Source organism: Paenisporosarcina sp. NPDC076907, from assembly GCF_050269735.1.
Classification (GTDB): Bacteria; Bacillota; Bacilli; order Bacillales_A; family Planococcaceae; genus Paenisporosarcina.
The window spans coordinates 111,264-137,611 of the sequence record NZ_JBNNIX010000004.1 but is presented as its reverse complement, the minus strand read 5'-3'; the positions used below and the strand labels follow the sequence as shown (position 1 = coordinate 137,611).

Below are 26,348 nucleotides of genomic sequence, written 5' to 3'. Positions count from 1 at the left end.
GAGTCGCCGCCTTCCACTACAATCATTTAATAGTAAACATCCGCTATTAGCTTTTGATAGAATTGTTAAGGCATAAAAGGTTAGAAAATCGACTCATTTTACTCTTTTTTTTATTTTAAGGAGACAGGCAATTTTGAGTGAATGGACAGAAATCATTGATGACTGGACAGAAAATGATTCTAACTGGACATAAGCTACAAAGTGTCGAGCTATAATCTTTTTAAAAAATTTCTTTCTACATGACATATTTTTTAAAATTTGAAGAATGAATCCGTCTTTTAAAACCATGTTAAGAAGGAACGATACTTTTGAGGAGGTTTTTTGATGGGAAGTGACAATCATAAAGGAGCAATTAACTTTACAAGTCCCTTGTCTCAAACACCAAAGAAGAAAGATTTTAATGCGACTTCACCAAAAGAAGAGATATCAATGGAGTTCGTGGAACAGGGATTCTTAAAACCAAAACATGAGCCAATGACATCGAATCATCGTAAAAGAAGTGAACGAGAAAAATCTTACAAATCTTAAGGTATCGTGAAATTGAATAGAAGAAAAGACACCTCCAATTGAATAGCTAATTGGAGGTGTCCTATTTTCCCAACTTAATTGCAGTGAACTTCCTAATACCCTTAAACTTTAACCACTGTATGCTTTCCAATGACTTCTTGAACAGATGAAATTTTAGTGATGGTGTGAAAATCTTCCCCAAAGCTAATGGCTTTTCTAGCAACTTCCGGCCGAATACCAGAAATATAACTTTCAATGCCCATCAAGTTCAACACTTGGACAAGTTGAGTTAACTGAAATGCGACAGCCTCTTCGATTTCGATTACACCAGAAAGATCGATGATTAGACTTTCTACCTGATTCTCACTGCACTTTAATGGAATATCATTCAATAAAGATAACCCACGTTCTGAGTTAATGATGCCGATTAACGGTAGTACGGAAACTTTATCACATATCTTGATGAGTGGAATTTCAAGTAACTTAATCAATGCCTGATGCTCGGATAATCGTTTTTCGTTAAATTCATGGTAATATGTCGTGAATTTTACAATCATCTCGTCAAATCCAGAATGAAGAATCTCACTCCATTCTGCCACATGTATTTTGTTAATATCCTCATTCGTATCATGGATAAATCGTTGAATATATCGCCAAAAGAGTACTCTCGTTTTTCCTAGAAATTCAACGACTACATGTATGGCTATCCTGTTTTCCACTCGCGACATTGCGACAGTTTGCGCCCAATCCTCTAGCTTTTCCTGAAATTCAATTTCATCCTCATTTAAGCTCGATATCAATAATTGAACGGTTTGTTTATGTTGCTTTCTCAAGAGTCTTTCAACATCCGGTGAAGTTTCACAAGAATAGAAAGAACCTGGTTCTTTCGCTCTGGCATTCAACCAATCTTCCGTAATTTGATCTGCCTGTTCTTTAAGATTGTTTAATAATGCGAATGTAGACATCTGGAGTGTACTCCTTTATGTGAAGTAGTTTTAAATTTATATTTGATTATTTCCAAATGTTAAATTATTACTTATGATATCGGATTTTTAGTGTTTCGTAAAATTTTAGCAGATGTATATTTTGATAGCTTTGAGTTCTACATATAAAACAAAAGAGACTAACTGCGAAGTTAGCCTCTTTTGTTTTATATCTTATCTGTTTCATTCTCTTCTACAGGAACTGAAACATATAATGTTTTTGTTTTCGCATGGTCATGTTTGAAATTTAAAATTAAAAATGATTACTTTGCATTAAGCCATGTTTTTTAGCTAACAAAGCCCGCATAACATTCCATTGGTCACACATAATACACATGTAATTTTCTCCGCTCCAAGGAGAATGTTTAATTCATGAGGAGGAATAGTGAATGGGTATTTTAAGTGGTAATCCTAAAAATGAACCTTTGCATGAAGGTGAAGTATTTGGAGTCTGGTCTTATATTGCATCCAACAATGGGTTAATCAGTTTGTACCAAGCGTTTATTAATCATGTTGGGGACAGAGACCTGGGAAGCATGCTTGAAGATGCGGTTAAAGCCATGAAGGACGAGAATCAAGAAGCATCAGAATTATTGAAAGCCAATGGTATTGCAATTCCCCCTGCCTTGCCTGATCGCCCAATCGCAACAGCGGACGAAATCCCTGTTGGAGCACGAATTACGGATCCAGAAATCAGTGCCATCCTATCTGTAAATGCAGCCCAAGGGCTAGTGGGATGCAGTATGATTATTGGCCAAGCCATCCGCGAAGATATTGGGATGATGTTTGGCAAGTTCCATTCAAACAAAGTACAATTTGGTGCGAAATTATTGAGAATGAACAAAGAGAAAGCATGGTTGATTCCTCCTCCACTAAATGTGTCACCAGCCGCAACACACTAACAACACACTAATAATTAAAGCCTTATACACTTCAGCCCTTGAATACTCAATGAGTTATTCAAGGGTTTTTAAATCATAATATTGACACTCAGAAGTTTCCGCATGTGAACTATTTAAAGCCTTATTGTATTTTGTGCAACCTGGAATGTGGAACTGTCTACCTGGAACTCGATTCTGTCTACCTGGAATGCTGAACTGTCTACCTGGAGCTCCATTCTGTCAACCTGGTTATATTGTGATCACTTTATGACCTGTAATGTCGAGATCTTACATATTGTCTGACTAATTCTTTTCAATACATACCCTATTAGGGTATACTACCTTTAACAAATTCAAAAATAAGAGGTGTAAGTACTAATGAAAAAGAAACTTCTCTATTTAAGTGCTGCGGCAATGGTGGTTTTAAGTGGATGTGGAAATGATACAAGCAGTGACAAGGAAGCTAATCATGAAGAAATGGATCATGGCGACTCTCATTCAAGTTCTGGTGAGGTTCCTGAAGGTTTAAAAGAAGCAACAAATCCTACTTTTGAAGTTGGTAGCAAAGCAACAATTACGAATGCTCATATGAAAGGCATGAAAGATGCCGAAGCAACAATCGTAGGAGCTTACGATACGACTGTTTACACAATTTCCTACACACCTACTACTGGTGGAGAAAAAGTGAAAGATCATAAATGGATTATTCATGAAGAAATAAAAGACGCTACTGCTGATCCATATAAAGCTGGTGATGAAGTTATCGTTGAGGCAGATCATATGGAAGGCATGAAAGGCGCAACGGCAAAAGTTGATTCAGCCGAACAAACAACTGTTTATATGGTAGATTACATCTCTACTGACAGTGGTGAAGAAGTGAAGAACCATATGTGGGTTACTGAAAGTGAACTTACTGCTGAATAATTGCCCCCAAAACTAAAAGAGAGAAACGGCGAGATCGTCATCGTTTCTCTCTTTTTTGGCTTTTATCGATTCGATGGTATTCGGAAAGTTGGACCACTCGGACATTTCGAGTATTCAGCTCATGATATATGCCTCTGCTATCGCGAAATGATATATATTGATCCCTTTCACTTTGTATCAACTCTTCCGCAATTTCCATGGATTCCACATGGATAAATCGTCGAATGTAATGCTCTTCGTCAAAAAAATAAGTAATTTTAAATTCTTTCATAACATATAGCTCCTGCTTTTTATTTGGATTGTCTAAGTATACCCATGCAAAAGCCTCCCTATTATTAGAATAATGGGAGGCATTAAAGTTTTAATTTATTAGATTTTCAATTCAATTTTAGCGTCAGCTTTTAACTCTTCAACATGTTTTGCCAATAGTTCTTGTTGCTGTTGTTGTTGAAGAATTCCTTTGATCTCTTCTTTAGCTTCTTCAAGTGGAGGAAGCTCTTGTCCTGCTGCTTTTGCTTGTGATGCAGATTGATCGTAATAATCTTTAATTTCTTTTTCTGTTACTTCTTTGGCAGGCACTACTTTATCCTGATATTTTTCAAATAGAATCGATTCAGCAATTTGGTCTTTTAACATCTTCGAGTCCATGCTTTGTGCTTCCAGTGCTTTATTCATCGCTTCTTCGCCACCGTATTGCTCTTCAAAAGTTTTATATCTTTCATCAATTTCTTTTTCAGTAGCTGTGATTTTCGCTTCTTTCGCTTTTTGTAAAATCAACGTTTGACCTACAAGAGAATCCAGTACTTGTTTTTTCACCTGCTCTGCAGCTTCTTTACTACTCGGATCTTGACCTGACTGTTGCATTTGACCTTGAATTGAAGCCAACGCCGCATTATATTGGTCACCTTTTAATTCTTCATCATTAACGACTGCTACTACTTTTTTCTCGTCAACTTCCTGCTCAGCCATTTTCTTCTGCATTTCTTTAGCAGCTGCTGCCTGATCTTTTTCAGTTGGTGCTTTCGCCGCTTCCTGCTTCGTTTCTTCTTGTGGCTTTTCTTCCTTTGTTGCTTTATCTTCGTCATTACAAGCAGATAAACTTAAAGCTAATGCACCTGCTGCTAGAGGTAATAATAATTTTTTCATATTCATTCTCATGTAAACCCCTTTCGATTCAAAACTACGCGTTTATGACCACGCATAGATTGCATCTTAACGGACATTCATGAAAAGTTAAACCAATACCCCTTCGTGTCATCGAATTGTTATCTCTTTGTCATATGTGGACCATAATTAGGTTTGGCATGAAGATTAATGATACTATTTTATTTTTTTCGCATACACACCTAACAATTTCGATTTCTTTCAATTAAATATTCATTCACATACCCTTTTTATAGAAGACTAGCGTAGTGTGTTCATTAATTCTTCGTTTTTCTCCTGTTAGGACATATCCCATTTTTTCATAGAGATGACAGTTACGCTTTTCCTCTAAGATTGTTGCTAGCTCCCAGCTCAATGCGTGAGGGAATCTTTCCTCGGCTAGAAGGATTGCTTTTTTCGCTACACCTTGGCCTTGATATTCAGGAAGGATAAACATAGGACTTATCCAAAAACGAACATCTTCTTTCCAAAAAATACAGATGGCTCCTACAAATTTAGTGTCCAACCAAATTTTATAAAACACACCATTAGGATTAGTTATTCGAGTAATAACGCGTTCGATTGTTTCGTTCGCTGGGTTAATAGTGTAATCCTTATACTTTTCCAAGAGTGGTGTAAATGCTCTAACTTGCATATCAAATAGAGCCTCGGCATCATTTATTGTTGCTCTTTCCAGACTCACTTCGTTTACCAAGGAAGTTCCATCATCTCGATCTCTTAATACTAAATCATTTAAATCGGGTTTCATCGACATTGAGCATTCACCCCGATACTTTTCTTCATTAGAACTAAATAATCTTCTTGGAGAATTCCATAGACGGCACAGTCTTTGTATTGATTTTTAGCATTGAGAATCATATGCCGGATCAATCCTTCTTGTTCCATTCCAGCTTTTTGCATGATTTTTCCGGATGCAGGATTATCAGTGTTATGAGCTGCAGATATCTTATGAATATTCATATGCTGGAAGCCAAATTCCAAAACAGCTTTCAACGCTTCAGTTCCATATCCTTGATTCCACCAGTCATAGCCAAGTGAAAATCCAACCTCACAATTTTCTGTGGTATCGTCAAAATTATAAAAATCGATTGATCCAATTAAATCTCCTGTTGCTGTTAATTCAATTCCCCAGTAGCAAAATTCTTGATCCTCATATTCATTAACAATATTCGTGACCCTCTCGACTGACTCCGAGATTGATTTGTGCGCTCCTTTGATGAGATTATCCGTAACCCGGTCATCAGACATCCAATTGTTGAAGAAGCTAGGTGCATCCTTCTCGACTATTTTTCTAAGGATCAATCGATTGGTTTTCAACGTTTGTGTTCCGTAAAAATTAATCATGTGCTCGCCTCCTTTAATTTAATTTTTCCGTTTCATCTTGAAGAACCCACGACATTAAAGCTACAAATTCCATCTGTACGAGAGGATACGGGAAGTCTTCTGGCACAAAGTCCAAGTCATTTGAAAAACCAATTGTAAAGTTTTTTAGTTGAACTGTATTCGAAGCGTTCCAATTTTCCTTGTTGCACAAATCTCCGTTTAACACCTTGCCGATGAAGTGATAACTCCCTATGTATTCATGCTTACCTTCCTCCATTGCCCGAAAATCCGAAAGATGTCCAGGTTTTAATGGATCAATTCCCAGATTTTCAAACACATCTGCTACCGAAGGTTCTACATTTTTGATAGACTCAAAAAAGTTTGTACAGTTTAGACATCCACATATCTCAAAATCTTTGCTATAAAATTCTCGTGTCTGTTCCACATCGACTTCTAGTACCCATTTTGCTAGTTTAATTTCCTGCATGTTTGCACCTACTTTTATCAATCTCTTAATCGCAATAATAAGAGTAACTTCTTCACCTATAAATAAAATCCCTCTATTGCCACTTCATTTGCAAAGCTTAAACAGAAAAAAGACACCTCCAAAATCAGTGGATGTGCCTTGATGTCATTATATTATTGGATTCTCTCATTACCTTCGTAAATTTTCACACTCAATGGTGCGGCTAAATATTGAGGAGCTTTACTTACAAATGTAGTGAAGTGATCACTCTTGTTATGAATTTCAACAGAATTCATATCCTGCCATACCTCGACCATCATGTATACGTGTTCTTTTTCTGTATCTCTCATTAAGTCATATGAAACATTCCCATTTTCATTTCGAGAAGCGGTAATCAGTGTGCGTATTTCTTCTAGAAATGATTGTTCTTTGTCTGCTTGTACCTGAAATCCAGCGTGAATAAGTATCATTGTATTCGTCCTTTTCTCTTCTAAATTTGGGTGATTTTTATTTCCATTCTGTGATGGCATCCACAGGGAGACGGACAGATTGATACCCTTTATCTACCGCTTTTCCAATTGAAATGAGCATAACGGGGTAGTAACGCTCTTTATCCAATCCGAAGGCTTCCGCAATTTGATCCTTTTCGTAGCCTCCGATTGGATTAGTGTCATAGCCGTGAGCTCTAGCTGCGAGCATTAGTTGCATCGATACTAAACCGGCATCAATCAAGTTCATTTCCTTCAATTGTTCCGGTGGCAATGTAGACACCAAACCTTTTATAGCTGGCAATTGTGCATCTCTGACTTCAGCCGGCATCAGACCTTGTTCTACAGCTTTCCCATAAATGTCGTCCGCATAGTCGATACTATTCATATCTGCAAACACGGCAATCATTGCTGCAGAAGTTGCCACTTGGTTCTGATTGAATTTGGCCAGTGGAGCCAATGTCGCTTTGCCTTCAAGGCTGTCGATGACTACAAAACGCCAAGGTTGGAGATTAACGGATGAAGGGGCAAGCGTGGCTGTTGTTAATATTTCAGTCATTTCTTCACGACTGATTTTAACTGCAGGATCATAATTACGAATCGAACGACGTCCTGTTACGATTTCATTAAAGTCATTAATAAGTGTTTTGTTCATTTAAATTCTCCTTTATTTTTACATTAGTTTGCTGCTTTACAACTAATCGTTTGGATCAATTTTTGAGACATTGTCCTGGATTCGAGTAAGCATATTTAAAAGCAAAGAACGTTCCTTTGCATTGAATCCAGTTAAAACTTTAGAAATGAATTGCTGTTTCTCGTCTTGGTATGCAACGATTCTTTCGCGACCTGCGTCTGTCAACCGAACAAATGTGAAACGATTATCTGCTGGATTTTTGCGTCGTGAGACCAATCCCTTTTCTTCGAGTTGCTTTAAGTGCCTGGTTACAGCAGCATGATCTATGTTCACTTCTTTTTGTAGCTCGGTCTGACTGATTTCATCTACTTCGAACAGTTTGGTCAACAAATCCAACCGGGATTGACTGATGCCTGTACATCGCTCAAACTTTGGGCTTGTTTGTTTATTTATCTCATACAGTCGATAGACGATTTTTCCCTCGTCGGAACATGAGTTGGACATTGTATCCACCACTTTCGATAATTGATAGGTCAATCATTGACCCGTCAATTAATATATTACATTTCTATTTAAATATCAACTAATTAAGTCTAGACATTACATTCCAATCAAAAAAAGAAATCTCCAATCTGACAACCTAAAGCTTTTTACATCTCAAATGTTCGACATTTCAATTAGAACGCCCAGGCATAATTGCTACAATTTCTTTTATATGTGACAATATAACTAAACAGAGTCAAACTTTCCACAATTTAAGGAGTCCCTCAATGAAAAAAAGCCACGATATTTACAGATTCATTCCTTTTATCTACTTAATAATAGGTCCTATTTGGGTTTTCGGATCAGATTATTTATTACAAGATTCTATCAACACAATCTCTGAAAATGTCCTGTTTTTCCAGACTTTTAAAAGTCTGTTATTCGTTTTCTTTACCTCCATGCTTTTGTTTGTTTTTGTTAATAATTTAAGAAATACAAAACTGATTGAAGAAGAAAAAGAGAAGCTCACATTGTTAATAGATACCATGCCAGATGCTGTTTCATTTAAAGACGGTGAAGGGAAATGGCTTCAAATTAATAAATTCGGCGCTCAATTATTCGAACTTGAAGGCGTTGATTACAGGGGAAAGACCGATAAAGAAATGGCCACTTACACTGACTTTTATCATGATGCATTGATTTATTGTATCGATACTGACGAGGAAGCATGGAGAGCCGGGAAAGTCACTCGCTGTGAAGAAACCATTCCATTAAGAGATGGCTCAAGCAAAACATTCGATGCATTTAAAATTCCCATTTTCAATCCGGACGGTTCGAGAAAAGGACTGGTTGTCATCGGGCGGGATATTACCGCTTTAAAGGAAACGGAAAGTATGTTGAGACAGACAGAAAAAATGTCTGTGATTGGGGAATTGGCTGCAGGCATTGCTCACGAAATTCGAAATCCATTGACCACCATTAAAGGATTTCTACAGATGGGGAAAGATCAAACACTTAATCTTGAACCACATACCGACATGCTGATTGATGAAATAGATCGAATTAATACCATCGTTAACGAGCTATTGATTGTCTCCAGACCATCGGATGTTATTTTCACTAACAAGAACATAAATACGATTGTGAAAGAAGTCATTCAATTGTTGTCGACAGAAGCATCTCTTCAAAATATTCAACTTAACTTAGTTGAGATAGAAAACTTCGAAACATATTGTAATGATAGTAAATTAAAACAGGTATTTATCAATATTCTAAAAAATGCAATGGATGCAATCGCTACACAGGGTGAAGTCAATATCACTATAGCTGATAAAGATGAAAACTATTTTACGGTTACGTTTGAAGACAATGGCTGCGGCATTGATGAAAACCGTTTGAAGTACATTGGCGAGCCGTACTATAGCGTAAAAGAAAAAGGCATTGGATTAGGAATGACGGTTAGTTTTAGCATTATTGAGAGCCATAAAGGAACGATTACTTTTTCAAGCGAAGTGAACCAAGGAACTAGCGTGGAAGTTTTGTTACCTAAATCAAAATTGCAAGCAGTTTTATAATTTTGCTAAGTTTCTTATGAAAAGATTGTACGCATCTCCTACGGCTTTACTTATGTCTCAGCAACATAAGTAAAACCGTAGGAGGACGGCGTGCATTTTTTATTCTATAAAAAAAGAAACCTTCTATTATACAATCGAAGGTTCCCAACATTAGAATTAAATTTTGAAAGTAAATTATATTATAGCCGGTTCGTCATCTGAAAAGTTTTCTGTCCAGCGTTAGGTGTCCAAGTCTTCAAGAATTTCTCTGTGCTAATGCGCCCTCTCTCGATCAACGCTTCTTTCATTTCATCATCCAAGTCAAACTGCGTTGCACTCACATCGTCCACGGGAATGAAAATAATATCTTTTTCGTGTTTTCGGGAAATGTATTTTTCATCATGTGCATTTTGCATCGTGGAAAAGAGCGCTTCAAACAATTGAAGACCATTGTTAATTTTATGACCTTGCGAACCATCATGCCCCCGTGCTATTTTCAAGCCGAGTAATGGACGTTTTCTACTCTGGTCTCGATTCTCGAATAACCACATCGGAAAATTGCTCAGCACTCCCCCATCCACAATGATCGTATCTCCATATCCTACTTTCAATTTCACAGGTTCAAAGAAGAACGGAATACCGCAACTCATTCGTAAAGCACGTGCAAGTGGAAATGTTTCTGGAGATATCCCATAGTTAGGTAAGTCATCTGGCAGTACCATGATTTTGCCATTCGTTAAATCTGAAGCAATTACTTTTAAAGATTCAGGTGGTAAATCACCAAATGTATACACACCTTTTGCTGCAAGCTTCTTAAAAAACCAATCTTCTAATGCCTTGCCTTGGTAGAGTCCCATCTTAAAATAAAGAGAGAACCATTTCATGATGGGCAACGGAATAATGGTCCTTCTTGGATCCAGTAGGGCCTTAAAATCCTGCTCATCCAGCATGGTTTCAATTTCCTTGGCTGAATACCCTGCTGCTATGAAACAAGCAAGAATAGCCCCTGCGCTTGTTCCCGCAACTCGCTCAAAACGATACCCTTTCTCCTCCAACACCTGATACGCCCCAACCATTGCGAAATCCTTCAAACCACCACCTGAAAAGACCCCGTCAATTATCATTGTCAACGCTCTCCCTCATTTTGTCGTTGATTCAATGTAATAAGAAAGATGTCGATTTAGAACTTAATTCGACAATGATTTTATTGGGCAAAAGCATATTAAAAGAAGTGAAAAGCCTTCCTCGCTAGGTTTGGAAGGCTTCACTCATGTTTTCGTTTGATGTATTGGGGCAACTTTTCGAGATATTGGGGCAACTATTGGTGTTATAGGGGCAACTTTCCCCGTGATTGGGGCAACTAACCAATTATCTCCTAATTCCTTCCGAGAAAAATATTCAAATTCAAGACACCTCCCATCAGGAATAATGCAGTTAGGAGGTGTTTTCATCATCATCTATAATTTTTTTCTGAACGAAAAACACCATTTATCATAATCCATTCGATCTTCATAGAACCTATGAGCATCGGCTCTTTGGATTCCCGATTCCAGCGCTACAAATTCTGCACCATTTTCTTTTGCCCACTCGTGAACAAAATTTAATAATGACTCCCCATACCCATGTGAGCGTTTTGAGACGTCCGTCACTAAATCATATATATAAACGTGGCGGCCGCTGTAAAAATTTGTTCTCAAGCTTACGCCTGCCAAAGCTACGATTTGATTTTGAGCAAATAGGGCAAAAAGTCGATATCCGTCTTTTGTCATTTGTCCGAGTAATTCTTGAAAAGACTCCATCGTCAAATCCAATCTTAACTGTTTCATTAGTGGAAATGCAGTTTCGAATTGATCTGTTCTGGTTAGTTCTAAGATTTTATGGGTTGAATCATCCATCTTCATTCCTCCGTCAAAATTAGTTTCCGTCACAAGTCCCCATGTAACACAAAAGTCTTCATCTATTTAACAGCTTCTACTGTTCTTAGTTTTTCCTTTATAATTTGAACAATCGTATGTACAGGAACGTTCTCCGTATTGATGTACTCCCCAAAATCATGTTCTTTAAAAGCATTTAGGCATTTCGATGTTTGTTGAAAGCACCAGTTTCCTTCTTCCTCTCCTCGTTCCTTAAGTCTATTGAATATAGTTCCCTCTGTTGCTGTTAAACAATAATGATAAGTTTGTTCATCAATCTGCTTTAACCCTTCAATAATGTAATTGAAATATTCGACTTTCCGAATGGTCATTGGAACAATCAAGTCCATTTTATACTGTGCGATTAGATGCCCAGCTACGGTAACGGTAAATTTTCTCCATAACTCCAAATCTTGAAAATCTCCTGTTTTCGCTTCAAGAGCAATAATATCTACTGGGAGAATCTTGCCTAACATAGTACCGATTTCTTCCGGATCGAAAATCATACTATTTTCGACTACTTTCTGAAGTTCATTGGAAACGGTTGTTTTCCCCACTCCAAACGCTCCATTTATCATGATAATCATACTTTCGCCCATCCTTTTCAAGTTGCTTCATCCTTCTACAAGCATCAAATATTTTTTAAGTTGCTGATTGTACTCAACAAGGAGGAATCCGCCATCTTCTTTTACAGAAAATATTTTTGTCCCGACTGGCAATTTATTGGCTGTCCCATTTATAAAATCATCGGGATTAGTTGAGTTTTTTGTAATCTCACCAATTTGTTCATCCTTTGTTAATTCAAGTTTTTCTACCCATTCAACATTTGTTGTGTATATAATATCGCCCCATTGAAAGATATCCGCTTCAGAATTTAAACCAAGTATTTCGTTGGCATCAGGATTTCCCGGTGTAACAGTTACTGATTCCGCTCGAGAATTTCCACTTGAGCTTCCTTGTGAACAGCCTGCTAAAACGAAAATAACAACAGTAAATATTACTGGAACAGACAACACTCTTTTCAACTGACAACACCTCTTTTCAGATTAGTCGTAATGCAAATGTTATTGTTACATTTTACCATTATTTCATTTTTGATTCCGTGAAATTAAAACATAAAAAAACACCGCATAATACGGTGCAGTGAAATTTTCATTATGACCCAGAAAATCATGAGTTGTCATATTCAATTGGTTTTAGAGCTTTGGTTTCTTCTAGATAAATGAATGCGTCATAACGGCTTCCCATTTTGGAAGGTACATAATTTCCGTAAGCTTCAAACTCAGGATTGTAGACCACGCCAATTGCTCGATGACCTATCCATTCATCAAACAAGTAGCGATTTTCATCATTGAATATCAACAACTTATTGAAATCGCCGGCTACATGCATAGCGTGTTCCCATGATTTTTTTATGGCAGCTGGCACTTCCATTATTTTAAATGGCTCTGCCCACTGATCCGCTGCGATCACTGTTCCTTTATATGTTCCAAACCCTACTGAGTAGACATTTTCTTTTCTGTTCTGCAGACGGAGAATCTGCCCTACGTTCACCATTCCAGCCGCTTCCATATACATTGCTGAAGCATCCCCGATATGTGTGTTGTGTTCCCAAATGATGATTTTTGCATCGGGTCCATGATAGTCCATGACTTCATTAATCACTTCCACCATATGTTCATCACGTACATTCCAGGAAATTTCATCACTCCGTACCATAGCTCGGTAATATTCTTCGGCGTTTTGCGCTACCATTGCATTGATTTTCAAGTTCAAATCGGCTTCCTGAACATGATGATAGTTCTTTTCATGAGCTCTGATTGATTTTAGGAGCTTCGACACTTCATCCACACAAGCTTCGGAAATGTTGATGGACGACATAGCGTACGTTTCGGGATGGCGGTTGAATGGTTCAAAACAAGCAAATGCTTTTTTGGCCAGTTCCAGATCCTCACTTTCAGGATTTGTGTTGCTTAAATAAGTGATGACTTCGTCCAGTGATTCCCACAAACTATAGATATCTATTCCGTAAAAACCTACCCGGTGACTTCCTTCACTTTTTACATTGTGTTTCTTAAGCCATGATATAAATTCTGCCATTTCCTCATTTGCCCACATCCAGGTTGGCCAACGTTTGAATGCTTTTAACACATCTCTCACATCTTCTTTTCCTTCTGAGTAGCCTTTAATATATTGATTAACTTGCTGGCTGGATGGCCAATCACCTTCAACAGCAATTATGTTGAATCCTTTTTCCTCAATCAACCTTTTTGACAGTTCAGCACGAACCGAATAAAACTCGGAAGTACCATGACTTGCTTCTCCCAACAGAATGATTTTTGCATCCCCAATTGCCTCTATAATCGTCGTTAAATCATGTTGTGTTTCAAAAGGAATGGCAAATTTTTTTATGGACTCTTCAAGGGAACTCATCGAAACACTCCTTTTTCAGTTGAGTTTGCGTTTTTTCTCATATCTGTTAATGTTCCTTAACTTCCTATATTTATCATTCTAAATTCCCCTTTTTACCAACCTTTATTCTTATAAAATTATCTCTTTAAAAATTGGATACAAATGGCATGCAACAAATTCATGAAACGGGAAAAGATAAAAAATTGAATGAAGAATTTTTTTAAGGGGCGGGTATCGCATGTCGATGGAATGGTTTAACCGAGTAACTGCTGAGCTTCAGGATCAGCTGAATTCGCTTTGTGATGAATTCGATAAAGTCGGTCAAATGACGATTGATCATAGTGCCAAACATCCGAGAATTGAGTTTTTCGTCGAGACCGAAGATAACGACCGGGAGTTTTTCTGCACCATTCTATTTGATCCTTATAACGAAGAATTTTATATGGAAACATTCGATTTCGAATATGAAATGCAGGCAAGAATCATTCTCCCTGATATTGAATATGTTATTGACGCCATTCACGAAAGCTTCCATTCTTTTATGAACGGAGATAGTGAAGCGTTTTATGTAGATGAATTTGATGATGAAGATGATTATGTCTTAGAAGAAACGTATGTATCAGAAGACGATGAAGATGGAGATGGCGATGAGTATTATGTCGGTGAGATTTTACAGGATGACTATGATTCTGAAGAACTTGGCGTTGAATGGGAATCTCCTGAAGTCACAGCTTTCCACATAGAGGATGAAGTAGAAATCACCTATCAATTCGGGTTGGTTGGCGATACTGGCCACGGCGTTCTTAAGAGAGTCAACCGATATTGGATTGATGATGAACTTCATAAAGACGAAAGCATCTTTACATTTTCTAAAGAAGAGGCTAGTACAATGATTGCCATGATTGCGAGCCATATGGACTCGATGACAGAATATAAAGAGCTTTAATTTCATGAACAGGTATCAGGGAAATTCCTTCTGATACCTGTTTTTTATTTGTAACAAATCCTCTTAATAGCCCGTGTTGTCTTGAATGTACTACAATAGAAGAATGAAAGTAACGCTTAGTGAAAGGTTGTTAAATATATGAAACCTGTTAACAATATAACCGATTTGATTGGGGATACCCCTGTCGTCAAGTTAAATAGAATCGTTCCGGACGGAGCAGCAGACGTTTACGTGAAGTTAGAAATGTTCAATCCAACTAAAAGTGTAAAAGACCGTGCGGCTAACAATATGATCAAACTTGCTGAAGAACAAGGGTTAATTCACGCAGGCGCGACGATTATTGAACCAACTAGCGGCAATACCGGAATCGGCCTTGCGATGGTGGCTGCGGCTAAAGGCTACAAGGCTATTTTAGTGCTTCCGGATAATGCTACTCAGGAACGCATCAACCTTTTAAAAGCGTTCGGTGCCGAGGTTGTATTGACGCCAAACGAAGAAAAAATGCCTGGTGCCATTAAAAAAGCACTGGAATTAAAAAATGAGATTCCGAACAGTTTTATTCCACAACAGTTCGAAAATACAGCAAATCCGGATATCCACAGGACAACTACTGCATTAGAAATCCTGGAGCAAATGAATGGTGAACTGGATGCTTTCGTGGCAACTGCAGGTACAGGTGGAACCATCACAGGTACAGGTGAAACGTTAAAAGAAAATTTACCCGGTTTGTATGTCATTGTTGTTGAACCAAAAGGATCTCCTGTATTGTCTGGTGGTCAACCAGGTAAGCACAAGCTGGTCGGGACAAGCCCAGGCTTTATACCCGATATTTTGAATACAGAAGTTTACGACGAAATTATGCAAATCGAAGATGACGAAGCAATTGACATGTTCAAAAAACTGGCACGCGAAGAAGGCGTTTTTGTTGGACCTTCTGCAGGTGCTGCCGTTTATGCAGCTATCGACATCGCTAAACGTTTAGGCAAAGGCAAAAAAGTGCTGTGCATTGCTCCGGACACTGGAGAACGTTACTTGAGCATGAATTTGTTTGATTAAAAATGTTTTACTGAAATTATAAAAAGCTCGGTCCATTTGGGACTGAGCTTTTTTTGGCAATAGTTAATGGTAACGGGTTCTCTTTTGGAGTACAAAAAGTTAAAAAACACAGAGAATCCCATATAAATTAGCAAACGAAAAGGCACAAATCGCAGTGCTTTTAGCATTTTTATTGATTGCAATTGGACAGATCTTCATTCTTTGTAATCGCACCCTTTTACTTCAATTACATTTTTTTAAATAAATCTTTTTAAATATTCGCCAAATATTTTGTTCATAACTTTGGGGGTGTTTTCTAAATAAACATTAATTTGTTCAATGTTCGATTCGAATTTATCAGAGTTTCTTTCATCTGTTGGAAAATCAGATATCCCTTTAATAATAATGCATTCAACATCATTCTTCTTACAGATATAAGCAATTGAACCCGCTTCTGTATCGGCTATTGTTATTCCGTTTTCTATAAGTTCTAAATAGTCCTTCCACATAACTACTGCTTTATCAGCGGTGCCAATTGTTCCAGTATAAAAATCATTTCCATATTTGGATAAATCAATATCTACTATGAAGGATTGTTTAATAAGAGGCTCGATTTCTTTTACTGTGCAATCATATTGAACGGCTTTATCGGGTACAAAAATATCTAAATTACTGAAATTATCATCTATTCCTGCACAAGTTCCAGCAACGATTACTTTAGTTAAATTAAATTTAGAAATCATATACTGATTACCACCGACACCATTTACTTTTCTTACACCTGTACTATAAAAAACAAGTTCGGTATCATCAATTGTTCTTATGAAATACTCGCCATAAGGATAATCGAAACGGTCATTATCTTTTATGCCGAAATATTCCAATGAAGCTTCATATTCCCACTTCGTTGCTATACTTATTCCTATCATCGATTTATCACCCTACGAATTATTGAATGCACACGGTCTGAATTTCATTTTTATCCTATCTTTCTTTACTCTGTTCATCAACAATTGGTTGTACTCCAAAAGAGAACCCGTTAAGTTAATGGCAGTATCTTTTATGAATGTGAAAAAATCGGAAATTCGCAATTAGTGCATTATAGTATCTTGCAAATAAAGAATTGTTTGAGGAAAACTAGGACTCGTCAGTTGAACAAATAGTTCACAGTATCCTTAGTTTTCTTTATTTAGAGTGGACAATAACGGTTCGTTTCTGACTTCCAATATATATTCACTATAAACATGATCTCTACCACCATTTTTCTCGTACCAGTCTTTAATTCGTTTTACGTGAGCAGCGTCACCTTTTACATTATTCTCTATTTCTATGTAATCCTCATAACTGTCATATTCCCAAATGGCAAAAATTTCTACGGTATTATCTTTGTTATCCTTCATCCATCGCCCTACCAAACGTGCTCCGTACTTTAGTTGATTAGGTAAATTAGTTTTGTTGAAATGTTCATTAAATTTCTCTACAAAATCGATTTTAACTGTGTAAAATTTTCTCCTATAAAACATAAATGTACCTCCAATAATGTTTTTATTTAAAGATCTTCCTTAACAAAGCGATTTAAAGGAATATCTAAATACTTTATATACTTATTTGTTTCAATCTCTTGATAAACTCTTACAAATCTAACATCGAAAGTAGGAAAAGGGCTAAGTTCTTTCTCTGCTAATTCTTTCATATCTATAAGTTCCAGCTTTGATAAACCATAAGTTGTTTTTCCTAGCGTCAGATGTGGCACAAAATCTTCGAGTTCAAAATACTTTTTAATTAAGTCCTTGGAAGGAGAAACTTCTTGGACAATACTTCTATGTAATTCAAATAATTCTTCTGAATTTGCACTTAAATAAAGAATGTCGTCTCCGAATAACATTGGTTGATCCAGTGTTATTTGAAAGGGTTGAAAGTTATGACATACTTCTCTAACTTTACCTAACCACTCTTCATCTGGGGATAATCCACCTTGCGCCTTCAGCGTGATATGTGGTTCGACAACATCTGTAATCCGGTTATTTTTCCATTTCTGCTGAAATTCTATTAGTTTTATTTTGTATTCATCTGAAGGTACAATCCCAATAAAATATTGCAATAAATATCACTCCCTGAAAAAATTAGTTTGTGCTGTTGTTGAAGATGGACTGGACTTTTATAGCAACTTCTTTAGGCTTAACGTCAAGGTTTGATAGGTTTTCAATATCGATCCGTATTGGCAAATATGTACCTCTATCACTATTTACACGGGTGTATTCTTCACCCTGTCCTGTGCCAAAAGTTCCGTCAACAATTTCAGCTAAGAAAAAGTATTGTGTACCGTTAAACTCAACCTTTGAAAAGCACTCACTCACATTTACATTTACACCTAATTCCTCAAAGGCTTCTCTCTTTGCCGCTGTTTCAGGATCTTCCCCCTCCTCAATACCTCCACCAGGGAAAACATAATAAACCGAATTGTTCCTAATTCTTTTAATCAGCGCAACCTGATTTTTTTCTATGATAATAACTCCTGCTCTGTCTCTCAAATTACCCACCGTACTTTCACACACTACTTAAAGTTAATTTCGTGTTTTCGTTTGTATTTGTTTTACACAATCTTTAATCGCTTCAATGACGACTGATGGTTCTGTTAATTGGGGGAAGTGTCCACTTTTTTCCGCGATAATATGTCTACTATTTTTAGAGATTGTCAGTAGTTCCAATTGATTCGCAAGTCGTTTTTTCCGAATATCCTTTGGCATCATTCGATTTTCTTTTCCACCCGTAATGACAATTACAGGTATTTCGGGGAAAGCATCTAATTGTTGAATTTGATTCACAGTTTCTTTCACAAAATGAACTTCAATGAATTGTTTATGTGGGGACAAGGAATCAAACAGTGTAAACATTTTATTGATTGCTCGTACGGACTTACCTTGATATTGATTTAGACTTAAATCTTTCGGGTGGCTGGATTCTAAAAAGACTATTCCCGTTACCTCTTCTGGATAAAGTCGAGCATACAAATTTGCATATAATCCACCTAAGGAATGTCCAACTAATAAGAATGGAGGTTCAAATCCCACGATTGTTAAAGCTTCGCGAAGAGTATTAATAATGGTGAATCCATCTTGTGATTCTTGTGGTTTATCACTACCACTAACTCCAAAACGATTGTAAGCAAATACAGATGATGACTCCGAAATTTCCGGTAGTACTTTCATCCAACCTTCTAATGGCCCTGAACCACCATTAATCAATACAATATTTGGTTTGCCGTTTTCACAAATATTATATTGTAGCTTTCCTTTAGACGTTTCCATTGTATATTTCGTTAGTTTCAATAGGTCCACCTCACTTTGTTAATGTTTCTTTCCTGATGATAGGAAAAAAGAGCTGTTCTAGCAGCTCGTTGATTTTGACTCATGCACCGATTTAATTTAGGAATATCATATCTGCTTGTTTCTTAGGAGATTCAGTCTCCAAATAATAATCTTCTGCTTTCCAGTATCTATTTCTAAATTTCTCAATATTTAGCTGTGTTGTTTCACTTTCACGATTAAATCTTTTCTCTCTCGGACAATCCAAGTAAATCAAATAATCATAAAAACTTCGCCACTCTTTTCGTTGTAGAAATACCCCTTCGATGATAATAAGACAAGTCTCAGGGAAACTGACGACTTGTGATTTTCGTGTATCGGATGAAGCATCGTATGTTAGTAAATGTAGTTCCTCGGACGATTTAAGTTTCTTGAACAAATGATCTTTTAACCACTCCGTATCCCATTGCAAATGGTAATACTCATACCACTCTTCACGACCAGTGTTATAACGGTTATTTCTCTCAACTATGTAGTCATCAATATGAAAAATGAACAAAGGGATATCTTTTTCTTGGAAATGCTGTTCAACGTTTTTTACAAAAGTTGTTTTTCCAGAACGACTTAATCCATCTATTCCTAGAACTAACCTTTGACCTTGTTTAACTTTTGGAATTTCTTTCAAACTCGAAAGTATGCAATCTTGCATTCAGTCCCAACCCCTAAAATTAACCTTTTACATGCATACACATCGCGGGTATATCACTACTAAATTGAAAAATAATAAAAATGATTTGACTCTCTTACAAAACCAATTCTTTCGTAAAGTCGTTGTGCTGGGAAGTTTTCCTTACCTGTCTCAAGTGAAACTCCTTTTGCACCTGTTTCTTCAGCAAATTGAATGGCCATATTAATCAGTTTCTCTGCAGCCCCTTTTTTACGAGCATTTTCTTTTACATATAAATCATTTAAAACCCATGAACGTTGCATACTTACTGAAGAGAATATAGGAAATAGCTGAACGAAACCAACAGAATTATTTTCATCAAATGCTATAAATACTACTGACTCTTCGTGAATCATCCTTTTTCTTAAAAATTCTCTTGCTCCTTCAAGATCAGATTTTTGTTTATAGAATAACCTGTATAAATCAAATAGTTCTGTTAGTGAATCAAGCTCGTTTAATGTTGCTTTTTGAATTCTCATTTATTTAACCCACCCATTTTTTGCTCAATGTAAAACATCGGTTACAAAACTAAATCTCTTTTTTTACTGGCATAAATAAAGAAGGATTTAGTTCAATACTTTCAATAACAATAGCCGTTAATCCTTCAATTGTTTTCGTTTCGTGCCACTCATCCTTCTCCCAAAATACAGCTTCTCCAGCCTGGACTTTAACGTCTTCTTCTTGATCATTACGTACAATACCTTCTCCTGTTAAGATCAGCAAAAGTTGTGGTACGACGGCTTGGTGGTAGCCTACAATTCCATTCTTTTCTAAATGCATACATCCAATGTTAGTTGCCTTATCAGTTTGGATAATACGAGACATAATAAAATCCGAATTGAATTTTGAAATCTGCTTACCACTTTCTTTGTTAAATGAATAAAACTCCATGAGGTACCTCGCTTTAGATTTATTTCAATCACAAAAGAATGACATCGTTATAAACAAACCTATAACTCCGGCAAACAAATAAGCGTAGCCAATTATAAAACTATTTCTATTTTTATTTTTCTTAAAAAATGCAAAATGTAGCCCAAACCCAAAAATAATTATTGTTAATATGAGGCTTATAAGATTAAATAGCATCATTACAAAACACATCCCACTTTTAGATTAATTATGTAACTTTGCGTGTAACTGTAGGTGAAAGTGAAATACCTTTTGTAACCGCTTTTTCAGAAAGTTCATTAGCTTTAACTTCATGTTTTCTTGAGAAAGTTCCCCTAGCTCGCAAAGTTGTTTCTTTATTTACATTAATAATGATGGAAGTTATATCTGCCAAATCAGTTACTATGTAATCCGGATTCACTTGATTCCATTGAGAATCTCTTTTCCACATACTTTTCATTCCAGCATTTTTGGCTGCTTTCACATCATTTTCTGGATGATCTCCGACAAATACACTTTGAACTGGGGTCACATTAAGTTGATCCAATGCTCTCATAAATATTTGAGGGTCAGGTTTTTTAATTCCTTCCCATTCAGAGACTAAGATGATTTCAAAATACGCTTCAATACCTAAAGCCTTAATATTATCCATTTGGAACTGACCATATCCATTAGTGATGATTCCTAAAACAAGATTATTGCTTCTTAATTCTCCCAACATAAGGTGGAGATTAGGAAATGGGAAACAATGATTCTTGAATTCACTTTTATAGTCTTCAAGTAAATACGCCCAATCGACACCAGTAATCTGAAATTCAGTGACTAACTGTTGATATACTTTATCTTTCCAGACATAGCCACGGCGATCTAACTCAATAAATCTAGACATATATACGTTTTTGGGAATATGACCTACCCGTTTATTCAATCGCTCATATTGGTAGCCAATAAAGTCTTTTACTGATCGGTCCCGGTCTAATAATGTACCATCTAGGTCAAATAAGACCACTTTAATCATTGGTCCTCACCTTCCTAAAAAAACGCCAACTTTATATATTTAAATCCTTTTTCAAATAATAATGCTTGAATTCCCTGCCCACATTATCAATACTTCCGAATACTTGATAGCCATTTTTTTCATAGAAATCTAACGCTTGAAAACTTAAGGTATCTACCTTTATAAAATCGCATTTTTTCTCTAATGCAATTTGCTCGATTTCTGACAAAAGTTTTGAACCATATCCAAATTTCCGAATATCTTCATCTACCATTAATGTGTGAATCTCTAACCAATTCCAACACACTTCGCCTAATAACCCACCTCGAACACGACCATTTTCATCTTTAAGATATAAACTTATTTGTTCATATCGGCCTCTTAAATCCTCAGGGAAATGAGCCAAGTTATAATAAAACAGCTGATTATTCACATGTTCTTTGTCTTCATGATTGTTTTCTCTTGTGATGTGATAACTCATTTTTTTCTCCTCTTAGCCTGTTAATTAGCACTTACATATCATTAAATGATTTCCATCTGGGTCTAGTAAATTAAAATAGTGATCATGTTCGATTTCTGTTATTAATTCAACCTGTTTTTCCTTCAAGTACTGATATGCTTCTTCGATATTTGTTGTATTGAGATGGAACAAAGGTGTTTTAATGATCTTATCTTCTGAGAAGATTTTGCTATCCAAAACAATCCCTGTGCCACTCATAGGTATGACATAAATATGACCGAACTGGATATCCTCATCTGCTGGGATACCTAAAAGGTCACAATACCAATCCCGCGATTTTTCTATGTTACTTACAGGTATAAAAACCGTGCCGATTTGATTTAAAATAGGACTTTTCAAAAGAAAACCTCCATTTTTTATGTATCGTTTAATTAAGTAAGCAATAGACCTTTTTAGCAGCCAATTCTCCACGATTTTTTCTTTTCATTCACTGCACGAAACTAGTTCATTACCAGAAAAAACCGTAGCCGTAAGCGAGAAATACAATTAGGGCAATTGCAAATAGGGTCAAGCTTCTTTTTATACTTATTGACCACATGACAAAACCCGAAGAGATACTAGAAACAATAAATAAGAAGACAGCAATATGCTGAAACATCACAGTGGAAGTAATTATTCCAGTGACATATAGAGCCATCCACACGGTACTTCCTGCATGGGATAGTAGAACAGATGGACGTTTCAGTTCCTGCTTTATTTCTATTTTCTCTTCTTGAGTCAATTTCCTATATTCTTTCCTAAGTAGAAAAAGGGGAATTCCCCATAATAAAAATAGAAATATAGAATCAATTACGATCATTTGGAACAACCCCTTTTTAATTCCAAATTAACAATTACTTATGGTATAGATTCTTATGTTTTTTAATAAATAATATTGTTGGTTTTCTTTAGTAAGATTGTTCTTCTATAACTCTTACAACCTCAAAGCAATTTTGATTGGCGCTTGGAAATTAGATGTATCTGAATAAAAGACACGATTTTCAAGTGCTCCTGTCTTTTTTATGTTGTTTCAAGTGTTTTCTTCTTGGTAGACGAAAACTTGCTTAATCCTAATAACAAAAACAACATACTGATTGCCCATAAAACTCCTGTAATTCCGAGTCGAAGAGAAATTTCTTCAGAGGCCATCGGATGGTTTATATCAAATCGGAGTGTCTGTAAAGCTTGAACTATCGCCCAACTAAAGAACACGAAGAACCCAAGTACCCATGCATATGCAACTTTAAAAGGCTTACGTTCTTTGGAAAGCATGAGCCACAGTACGACAATAAACGAGATACCCATTACAATTGAAAACCCACCGATTAACATTCCCATTGTTTCCTCTTCCATTGGCATACTTCTTCACTCCTAGAAGACTAAATTTTCATTTAATTAATTTTAACATAAATTTACAATAGCTTTCAGAGAATATTTCAATAAACAAAAGGAGGTCAATTCACATTTGAATTGACCTCCTTTTTATCTTATTTGGCTATTTTACGTGACCAGATTACAACAGGTATGAGCAACAATGACAGGAAGCCCCCTCCTAGTGAAAGTGTGGCGTAACTCGTCTGTGCGAATAACATGCCAGAAAATCCGCCTCCTGTTGCGCCAGCTAAAGCTACTAACACATCTACCTTCCCTTGCGTCTTCGCGCGAGTGGTTTGATCTGTGGAATCAACGATAAGTGCAGTTCCACTAATTAATCCAAAATTCCAGCCTAGTCCAAGCAGAATCAGTGCTAGGATGATTCCAGATAAGGAATCTACAGGTGCGAATGCTGCCACAATTCCTGCAGCCATCAACGTAACTCCAGCTGCGATGGTGATTCCCATACGCCCTACTTTATCTACTAGAACTCCAGTCACCAAAGACGGCAAATACATAGCAGCGATATGAAAGCCGATGACCATGCCGACATCACCCGCTCCATGTCCATGATGCTTCATATGTACAGTTGACATGGTCATAATAGCAACCATGACCATCTGGGTGATTACCATTACGGTTGCCCCCAAGACAATGCCTCGATTATTAAGTACGGGTGCAGGTGGAGTGTGATCCGGAGATTCGCTCATTTTCTGATCTTCTGCAATGGCTTTCGCCACGATAAGCGGATCTGGTCGTAAGAATAATAGCAAGACTAAACCGGCAACGATAAAAGCTGCGGCTGCTAAAATGAAAGGCCCTGCAAGAGCCGGTACCCCAATGGAAGTCGCAAAACTGCCCATGACATCCACTAAGTTCGGACCTGCAACAGCACCGAATGTGGTAGAAACCATGGCAATACTAATTGCCTTGCCACGTTGTTTGGCACTTGCCAAATCCGTTCCTGCATAACGTGCCTGCAGGTTGGTCGCAGTCCCGAAACCATAGATGAGTAATGATATAAATAACAGGAAGATACTGTTTGTTAACGCTGCCGTCACGACGCCGACCGCGCCGATTCCACCAGTTATGAAACCTGTGGCCAATCCAAAACGTCGACCAAATCGTTGAGAAATTCTTCCTACTGCAAGCGCTGCACCAGCTGAACCAAGTGTAAACAAGGCGACCGGAACTCCTGCAAAACGATCCGTTCCGAGCATATCCTGTGCAAGAAGTGCTCCGACCGTTATTCCTGCTGCTAGACCTGCTCCGCCAAATATTTGTGAGATTACTACAACCCATAATGTCCTACGATACAGCTGTTGTTGCTTTTCAGGAGAATCAATATAACTTTTTATCCACTCTGGTTGACTGTTATTTACGCCTGATTCATCAGGGATTTGTGACATTGCAAAGTCCTCATTTCTTAAGATGCATCTCTAGTAAGTTTATGAATCTTGTATTTGTTTATCAGAATAATTATATGCTTTCCCATTTAAAATAGAAATTCATTAATCGAACAGTTTTCGTTTATAATTAACTAATTGTACACAGTAACTACCTCTTGCTAAGGAGCTAACTTTAATGGAATTAAGACGTGCCACACTATCTGATGAACTTCTAATTGCCGATTGGTTACAAAATGATACTGATTGTTTCTATGCGACCGGAGAAGATGTTTACTCTGCTGAAATGTATCGTAGCTGGTATGAAGCTTCTGACCAATTTGGCTACATCTTATTGAAGGAAGACCAACCGGTAGCCTATGGGGAGATTTGGGAAGATGTTGAAGAGAGGGACTTGGAACTGGCTCACTTGATAGTCCACCCTTCCTATCGCAACAAAGGAATTGGAAAACAACTTGTGCGAATGCTACAAAAAGAATGTCTGGCATTTCCTTATCCATGGATTTATTTAAGAATTGAGCCTGAAAATAGCCGTGCTCAAAAATGCTACGCAGGAGCAGGATTTATCGAAGATGTGAGTCTACGTACATCATGTAACTCACAATGGATTTGGATGAAAGCAAGAAATGGTGAAGCATAAGCAAAAGCAGTTAGGAAATGCATCTCCTAACTGCTTTTTGTGTTTGATTTATAAGTGCCACGGATTATTTTCGTAGCCAGGTAGACGGATTGTCATTCCAAGTAGACAGAAATACTCTCCAGGTTGAAGATTTGGTATTCCAGGTAGACAGAATCACTTTCCAGGTTGCACAAAAACAAGTCCCCAGTCCTTAAACAGCTAAATATCGTTCAAGACAACCAACGTTTCCAACACATGATCAAGAAATTCAGGGATTTCACTAATATGGTCCTCATTGATTTTGTGGTTAAATACCACTTCAATCATGTTCATATAACTAGAAGCTTCATGACCATACACGAAGCTCAGCGTTTGAGTAATATAGACGTCTTCCTCCCAAATACCGTTTAGTGCTAACTCAATGTTCTTGCACTGTTCCGTTACATTTTGAACCTGCTTGTAAAATCTTAATATCAAGAAACAACCAGGATTCCCGTCAGGCTTCTCCAAAATCTCTGCTGCCAGATCTTCCAAAGATGCTTTCAACACAATTTCCGCAGTCACGTTATTTTGATCGACAAGCGTAAATTCAATGGCAAAATCCCTAGCCATCACGGAAAAATCCATCCGATCGTCCCGGTTCGTGATATCGATAATGCGCTCCAGATTATCCAGGTCGTACACCTGATTTTCAATTGCCACTTTTAAGTTCTCGAAAATGGTTGGATCGTACATATAGACACCTCCGAATTTTATTCACTTATGCTATGAAATGAAAGACTCTGATATCACTTTTGCAAAACAAATGATTGTTGCCACAT

The 26,348-nt window shown here is 37.0% G+C and carries 36 protein-coding genes; 7 read left to right on the top strand and 29 right to left on the bottom strand.

Features of this window, described 5'->3' with window-relative positions; translation table 11 throughout:
* Positions 1 to 324: 324 nt before the first annotated feature.
* Positions 325 to 528 carry a hypothetical protein gene (locus ACQKEV_RS13740; RefSeq protein ID WP_427446938.1) on the top strand — a complete coding sequence of 68 codons (204 nt, stop codon included), beginning with the start codon at positions 325 to 327 and terminating at the stop codon, positions 526 to 528.
* Positions 529 to 629: 101 nt separating this feature from the next.
* Here ACQKEV_RS13740 and ACQKEV_RS13735 read toward each other — a convergent pair whose 3' ends face one another.
* Positions 630 to 1,472: an STAS domain-containing protein gene (locus ACQKEV_RS13735; RefSeq protein WP_427446936.1), complete on the bottom strand. Its 843-nt coding sequence runs from the start codon at positions 1,470 to 1,472 to the stop codon at positions 630 to 632.
* Between the two features lie 407 nt (positions 1,473 to 1,879).
* On the opposite strand from ACQKEV_RS13735, the gene ACQKEV_RS13730 reads away from it, so the two are divergent.
* Both ACQKEV_RS13730 and ACQKEV_RS13725 read left to right on the top strand, forming a co-directional pair.
* Entirely contained in the window at positions 1,880 to 2,392 is a 513-nt protein-coding gene (locus tag ACQKEV_RS13730) for a DUF3231 family protein (protein ID WP_427446934.1), read from the top strand.
* Between the two features lie 357 nt (positions 2,393 to 2,749).
* On the top strand, positions 2,750 to 3,295 hold the full coding sequence (locus ACQKEV_RS13725; RefSeq protein ID WP_427446932.1) for a YdhK family protein: 546 nt from the start codon (positions 2,750 to 2,752) through the stop codon (positions 3,293 to 3,295).
* 37 nt (positions 3,296 to 3,332) lie between these two features.
* Here the strand turns inward: ACQKEV_RS13725 and ACQKEV_RS13720 are convergent, their stop codons facing one another.
* From ACQKEV_RS13720 to ACQKEV_RS13685, 8 genes are all read right to left on the bottom strand, one after another.
* The gene (locus ACQKEV_RS13720; protein WP_427446930.1) at positions 3,333 to 3,566 is read right to left on the bottom strand and encodes a hypothetical protein; all 234 of its coding nucleotides are present in this window, start codon (positions 3,564 to 3,566) and stop codon (positions 3,333 to 3,335) included.
* Between the two features lie 98 nt (positions 3,567 to 3,664).
* A complete protein-coding gene (locus ACQKEV_RS13715; protein WP_427457941.1) occupies positions 3,665 to 4,447 on the bottom strand; it encodes a SurA N-terminal domain-containing protein in 783 nt (260 codons plus the stop codon).
* A gap of 229 nt (positions 4,448 to 4,676) precedes the next feature.
* Entirely contained in the window at positions 4,677 to 5,093 is a 417-nt protein-coding gene (locus ACQKEV_RS13710) for a GNAT family N-acetyltransferase (RefSeq protein WP_427447103.1), read from the bottom strand.
* A 110-nt stretch (positions 5,094 to 5,203) separates the two neighbouring features.
* Positions 5,204 to 5,803, bottom strand: a complete 600-nt coding sequence (locus tag ACQKEV_RS13705) for a GNAT family N-acetyltransferase (protein WP_427446926.1) — start codon at positions 5,801 to 5,803, stop codon at positions 5,204 to 5,206.
* Positions 5,804 to 5,816: 13 nt separating this feature from the next.
* Positions 5,817 to 6,269: a hypothetical protein gene (locus ACQKEV_RS13700; protein WP_427446924.1), complete on the bottom strand. Its 453-nt coding sequence runs from the start codon at positions 6,267 to 6,269 to the stop codon at positions 5,817 to 5,819.
* A gap of 152 nt (positions 6,270 to 6,421) precedes the next feature.
* Complete coding sequence (locus ACQKEV_RS13695; RefSeq protein WP_427446922.1) at positions 6,422 to 6,718, bottom strand: putative quinol monooxygenase; 297 nt, start codon at positions 6,716 to 6,718, stop codon at positions 6,422 to 6,424.
* A 37-nt stretch (positions 6,719 to 6,755) separates the two neighbouring features.
* A complete protein-coding gene (locus ACQKEV_RS13690; RefSeq protein WP_427446920.1) occupies positions 6,756 to 7,391 on the bottom strand; it encodes a nitroreductase family protein in 636 nt (211 codons plus the stop codon).
* A gap of 42 nt (positions 7,392 to 7,433) precedes the next feature.
* Positions 7,434 to 7,874: a MarR family winged helix-turn-helix transcriptional regulator gene (locus ACQKEV_RS13685; RefSeq protein WP_427446918.1), complete on the bottom strand. Its 441-nt coding sequence runs from the start codon at positions 7,872 to 7,874 to the stop codon at positions 7,434 to 7,436.
* 266 nt (positions 7,875 to 8,140) lie between these two features.
* Here ACQKEV_RS13685 and ACQKEV_RS13680 point away from each other — a divergent pair, with 266 nt between their 5' ends.
* Entirely contained in the window at positions 8,141 to 9,427 is a 1,287-nt protein-coding gene (locus tag ACQKEV_RS13680) for an ATP-binding protein (RefSeq protein WP_427446916.1), read from the top strand.
* A 179-nt stretch (positions 9,428 to 9,606) separates the two neighbouring features.
* On the opposite strand, the gene ACQKEV_RS13675 is transcribed toward ACQKEV_RS13680, so the two are convergent.
* The 5 genes from ACQKEV_RS13675 to ACQKEV_RS13655 all read right to left on the bottom strand — a co-directional run bounded on the left by ACQKEV_RS13675 (position 9,607) and on the right by ACQKEV_RS13655 (position 13,752).
* Positions 9,607 to 10,530: a patatin-like phospholipase family protein gene (locus ACQKEV_RS13675; protein ID WP_427447102.1), complete on the bottom strand. Its 924-nt coding sequence runs from the start codon at positions 10,528 to 10,530 to the stop codon at positions 9,607 to 9,609.
* Positions 10,531 to 10,863: 333 nt separating this feature from the next.
* On the bottom strand, positions 10,864 to 11,301 hold the full coding sequence (locus ACQKEV_RS13670) for a GNAT family N-acetyltransferase (RefSeq protein ID WP_427446914.1): 438 nt from the start codon (positions 11,299 to 11,301) through the stop codon (positions 10,864 to 10,866).
* A gap of 62 nt (positions 11,302 to 11,363) precedes the next feature.
* Complete coding sequence (locus ACQKEV_RS13665; RefSeq protein ID WP_427446912.1) at positions 11,364 to 11,906, bottom strand: AAA family ATPase; 543 nt, start codon at positions 11,904 to 11,906, stop codon at positions 11,364 to 11,366.
* A 27-nt stretch (positions 11,907 to 11,933) separates the two neighbouring features.
* Entirely contained in the window at positions 11,934 to 12,335 is a 402-nt protein-coding gene (locus tag ACQKEV_RS13660; protein ID WP_427447100.1) for a hypothetical protein, read from the bottom strand.
* Positions 12,336 to 12,489: 154 nt separating this feature from the next.
* The gene (locus ACQKEV_RS13655) at positions 12,490 to 13,752 is read right to left on the bottom strand and encodes an erythromycin esterase family protein (protein ID WP_427446910.1); all 1,263 of its coding nucleotides are present in this window, start codon (positions 13,750 to 13,752) and stop codon (positions 12,490 to 12,492) included.
* Positions 13,753 to 13,969: 217 nt separating this feature from the next.
* Here ACQKEV_RS13655 and ACQKEV_RS13650 point away from each other — a divergent pair, with 217 nt between their 5' ends.
* Together ACQKEV_RS13650 and cysK are read left to right on the top strand one after the other, a co-directional pair.
* Positions 13,970 to 14,677, top strand: coding sequence for a hypothetical protein (locus ACQKEV_RS13650; RefSeq protein WP_427446908.1), 708 nt, complete (start codon positions 13,970 to 13,972; stop codon positions 14,675 to 14,677).
* A gap of 138 nt (positions 14,678 to 14,815) precedes the next feature.
* Positions 14,816 to 15,733: a cysteine synthase A gene (cysK, locus tag ACQKEV_RS13645; protein WP_427446906.1), complete on the top strand. Its 918-nt coding sequence runs from the start codon at positions 14,816 to 14,818 to the stop codon at positions 15,731 to 15,733.
* A gap of 236 nt (positions 15,734 to 15,969) precedes the next feature.
* Here the strand turns inward: cysK and ACQKEV_RS13640 are convergent, their stop codons facing one another.
* From ACQKEV_RS13640 to ACQKEV_RS13575, 14 genes are all read right to left on the bottom strand, one after another.
* Entirely contained in the window at positions 15,970 to 16,641 is a 672-nt protein-coding gene (locus ACQKEV_RS13640) for a permease (RefSeq protein ID WP_427446904.1), read from the bottom strand.
* A 246-nt stretch (positions 16,642 to 16,887) separates the two neighbouring features.
* Positions 16,888 to 17,235 carry an NIPSNAP family protein gene (locus ACQKEV_RS13635; protein WP_427446902.1) on the bottom strand — a complete coding sequence of 116 codons (348 nt, stop codon included), beginning with the start codon at positions 17,233 to 17,235 and terminating at the stop codon, positions 16,888 to 16,890.
* Positions 17,236 to 17,261: 26 nt separating this feature from the next.
* Positions 17,262 to 17,813: a 2'-5' RNA ligase family protein gene (locus ACQKEV_RS13630; protein WP_427446900.1), complete on the bottom strand. Its 552-nt coding sequence runs from the start codon at positions 17,811 to 17,813 to the stop codon at positions 17,262 to 17,264.
* A gap of 22 nt (positions 17,814 to 17,835) precedes the next feature.
* Positions 17,836 to 18,243, bottom strand: coding sequence for an NUDIX hydrolase (locus tag ACQKEV_RS13625; protein ID WP_427446898.1), 408 nt, complete (start codon positions 18,241 to 18,243; stop codon positions 17,836 to 17,838).
* A 33-nt stretch (positions 18,244 to 18,276) separates the two neighbouring features.
* Positions 18,277 to 19,041, bottom strand: coding sequence for an alpha/beta fold hydrolase (locus tag ACQKEV_RS13620; protein ID WP_427446896.1), 765 nt, complete (start codon positions 19,039 to 19,041; stop codon positions 18,277 to 18,279).
* A gap of 91 nt (positions 19,042 to 19,132) precedes the next feature.
* Complete coding sequence (locus tag ACQKEV_RS13615; RefSeq protein ID WP_427446894.1) at positions 19,133 to 19,726, bottom strand: kinase; 594 nt, start codon at positions 19,724 to 19,726, stop codon at positions 19,133 to 19,135.
* A gap of 59 nt (positions 19,727 to 19,785) precedes the next feature.
* Positions 19,786 to 20,223, bottom strand: a complete 438-nt coding sequence (locus tag ACQKEV_RS13610) for a GNAT family N-acetyltransferase (protein WP_427446892.1) — start codon at positions 20,221 to 20,223, stop codon at positions 19,786 to 19,788.
* 49 nt (positions 20,224 to 20,272) lie between these two features.
* On the bottom strand, positions 20,273 to 20,635 hold the full coding sequence (locus ACQKEV_RS13605) for a cupin domain-containing protein (protein ID WP_427446890.1): 363 nt from the start codon (positions 20,633 to 20,635) through the stop codon (positions 20,273 to 20,275).
* Between the two features lie 226 nt (positions 20,636 to 20,861).
* Positions 20,862 to 21,650, bottom strand: coding sequence for an HAD family hydrolase (locus tag ACQKEV_RS13600; RefSeq protein WP_427446888.1), 789 nt, complete (start codon positions 21,648 to 21,650; stop codon positions 20,862 to 20,864).
* A 31-nt stretch (positions 21,651 to 21,681) separates the two neighbouring features.
* Positions 21,682 to 22,110 (bottom strand): GNAT family N-acetyltransferase, encoded by a 429-nt coding sequence (locus ACQKEV_RS13595; protein ID WP_427446886.1) that lies wholly within the window; start codon positions 22,108 to 22,110, stop codon positions 21,682 to 21,684.
* Between the two features lie 24 nt (positions 22,111 to 22,134).
* Entirely contained in the window at positions 22,135 to 22,488 is a 354-nt protein-coding gene (locus ACQKEV_RS13590) for a VOC family protein (RefSeq protein WP_427446884.1), read from the bottom strand.
* 109 nt (positions 22,489 to 22,597) lie between these two features.
* Positions 22,598 to 22,948 (bottom strand): hypothetical protein, encoded by a 351-nt coding sequence (locus ACQKEV_RS13585; RefSeq protein ID WP_427446882.1) that lies wholly within the window; start codon positions 22,946 to 22,948, stop codon positions 22,598 to 22,600.
* 200 nt (positions 22,949 to 23,148) lie between these two features.
* Positions 23,149 to 23,487 (bottom strand): hypothetical protein, encoded by a 339-nt coding sequence (locus tag ACQKEV_RS13580; protein ID WP_427446880.1) that lies wholly within the window; start codon positions 23,485 to 23,487, stop codon positions 23,149 to 23,151.
* A 128-nt stretch (positions 23,488 to 23,615) separates the two neighbouring features.
* Entirely contained in the window at positions 23,616 to 24,911 is a 1,296-nt protein-coding gene (locus tag ACQKEV_RS13575) for an MFS transporter (RefSeq protein ID WP_427446878.1), read from the bottom strand.
* Positions 24,912 to 25,086: 175 nt separating this feature from the next.
* Between ACQKEV_RS13575 and ACQKEV_RS13570 the strand changes: the two genes are divergently transcribed.
* A complete protein-coding gene (locus tag ACQKEV_RS13570) occupies positions 25,087 to 25,548 on the top strand; it encodes a GNAT family N-acetyltransferase (protein ID WP_427446876.1) in 462 nt (153 codons plus the stop codon).
* Between the two features lie 198 nt (positions 25,549 to 25,746).
* On the opposite strand, the gene ACQKEV_RS13565 is transcribed toward ACQKEV_RS13570, so the two are convergent.
* On the bottom strand, positions 25,747 to 26,262 hold the full coding sequence (locus ACQKEV_RS13565) for a hypothetical protein (protein ID WP_427446874.1): 516 nt from the start codon (positions 26,260 to 26,262) through the stop codon (positions 25,747 to 25,749).
* Between the last annotated feature and the right edge of the window lie 86 nt (positions 26,263 to 26,348).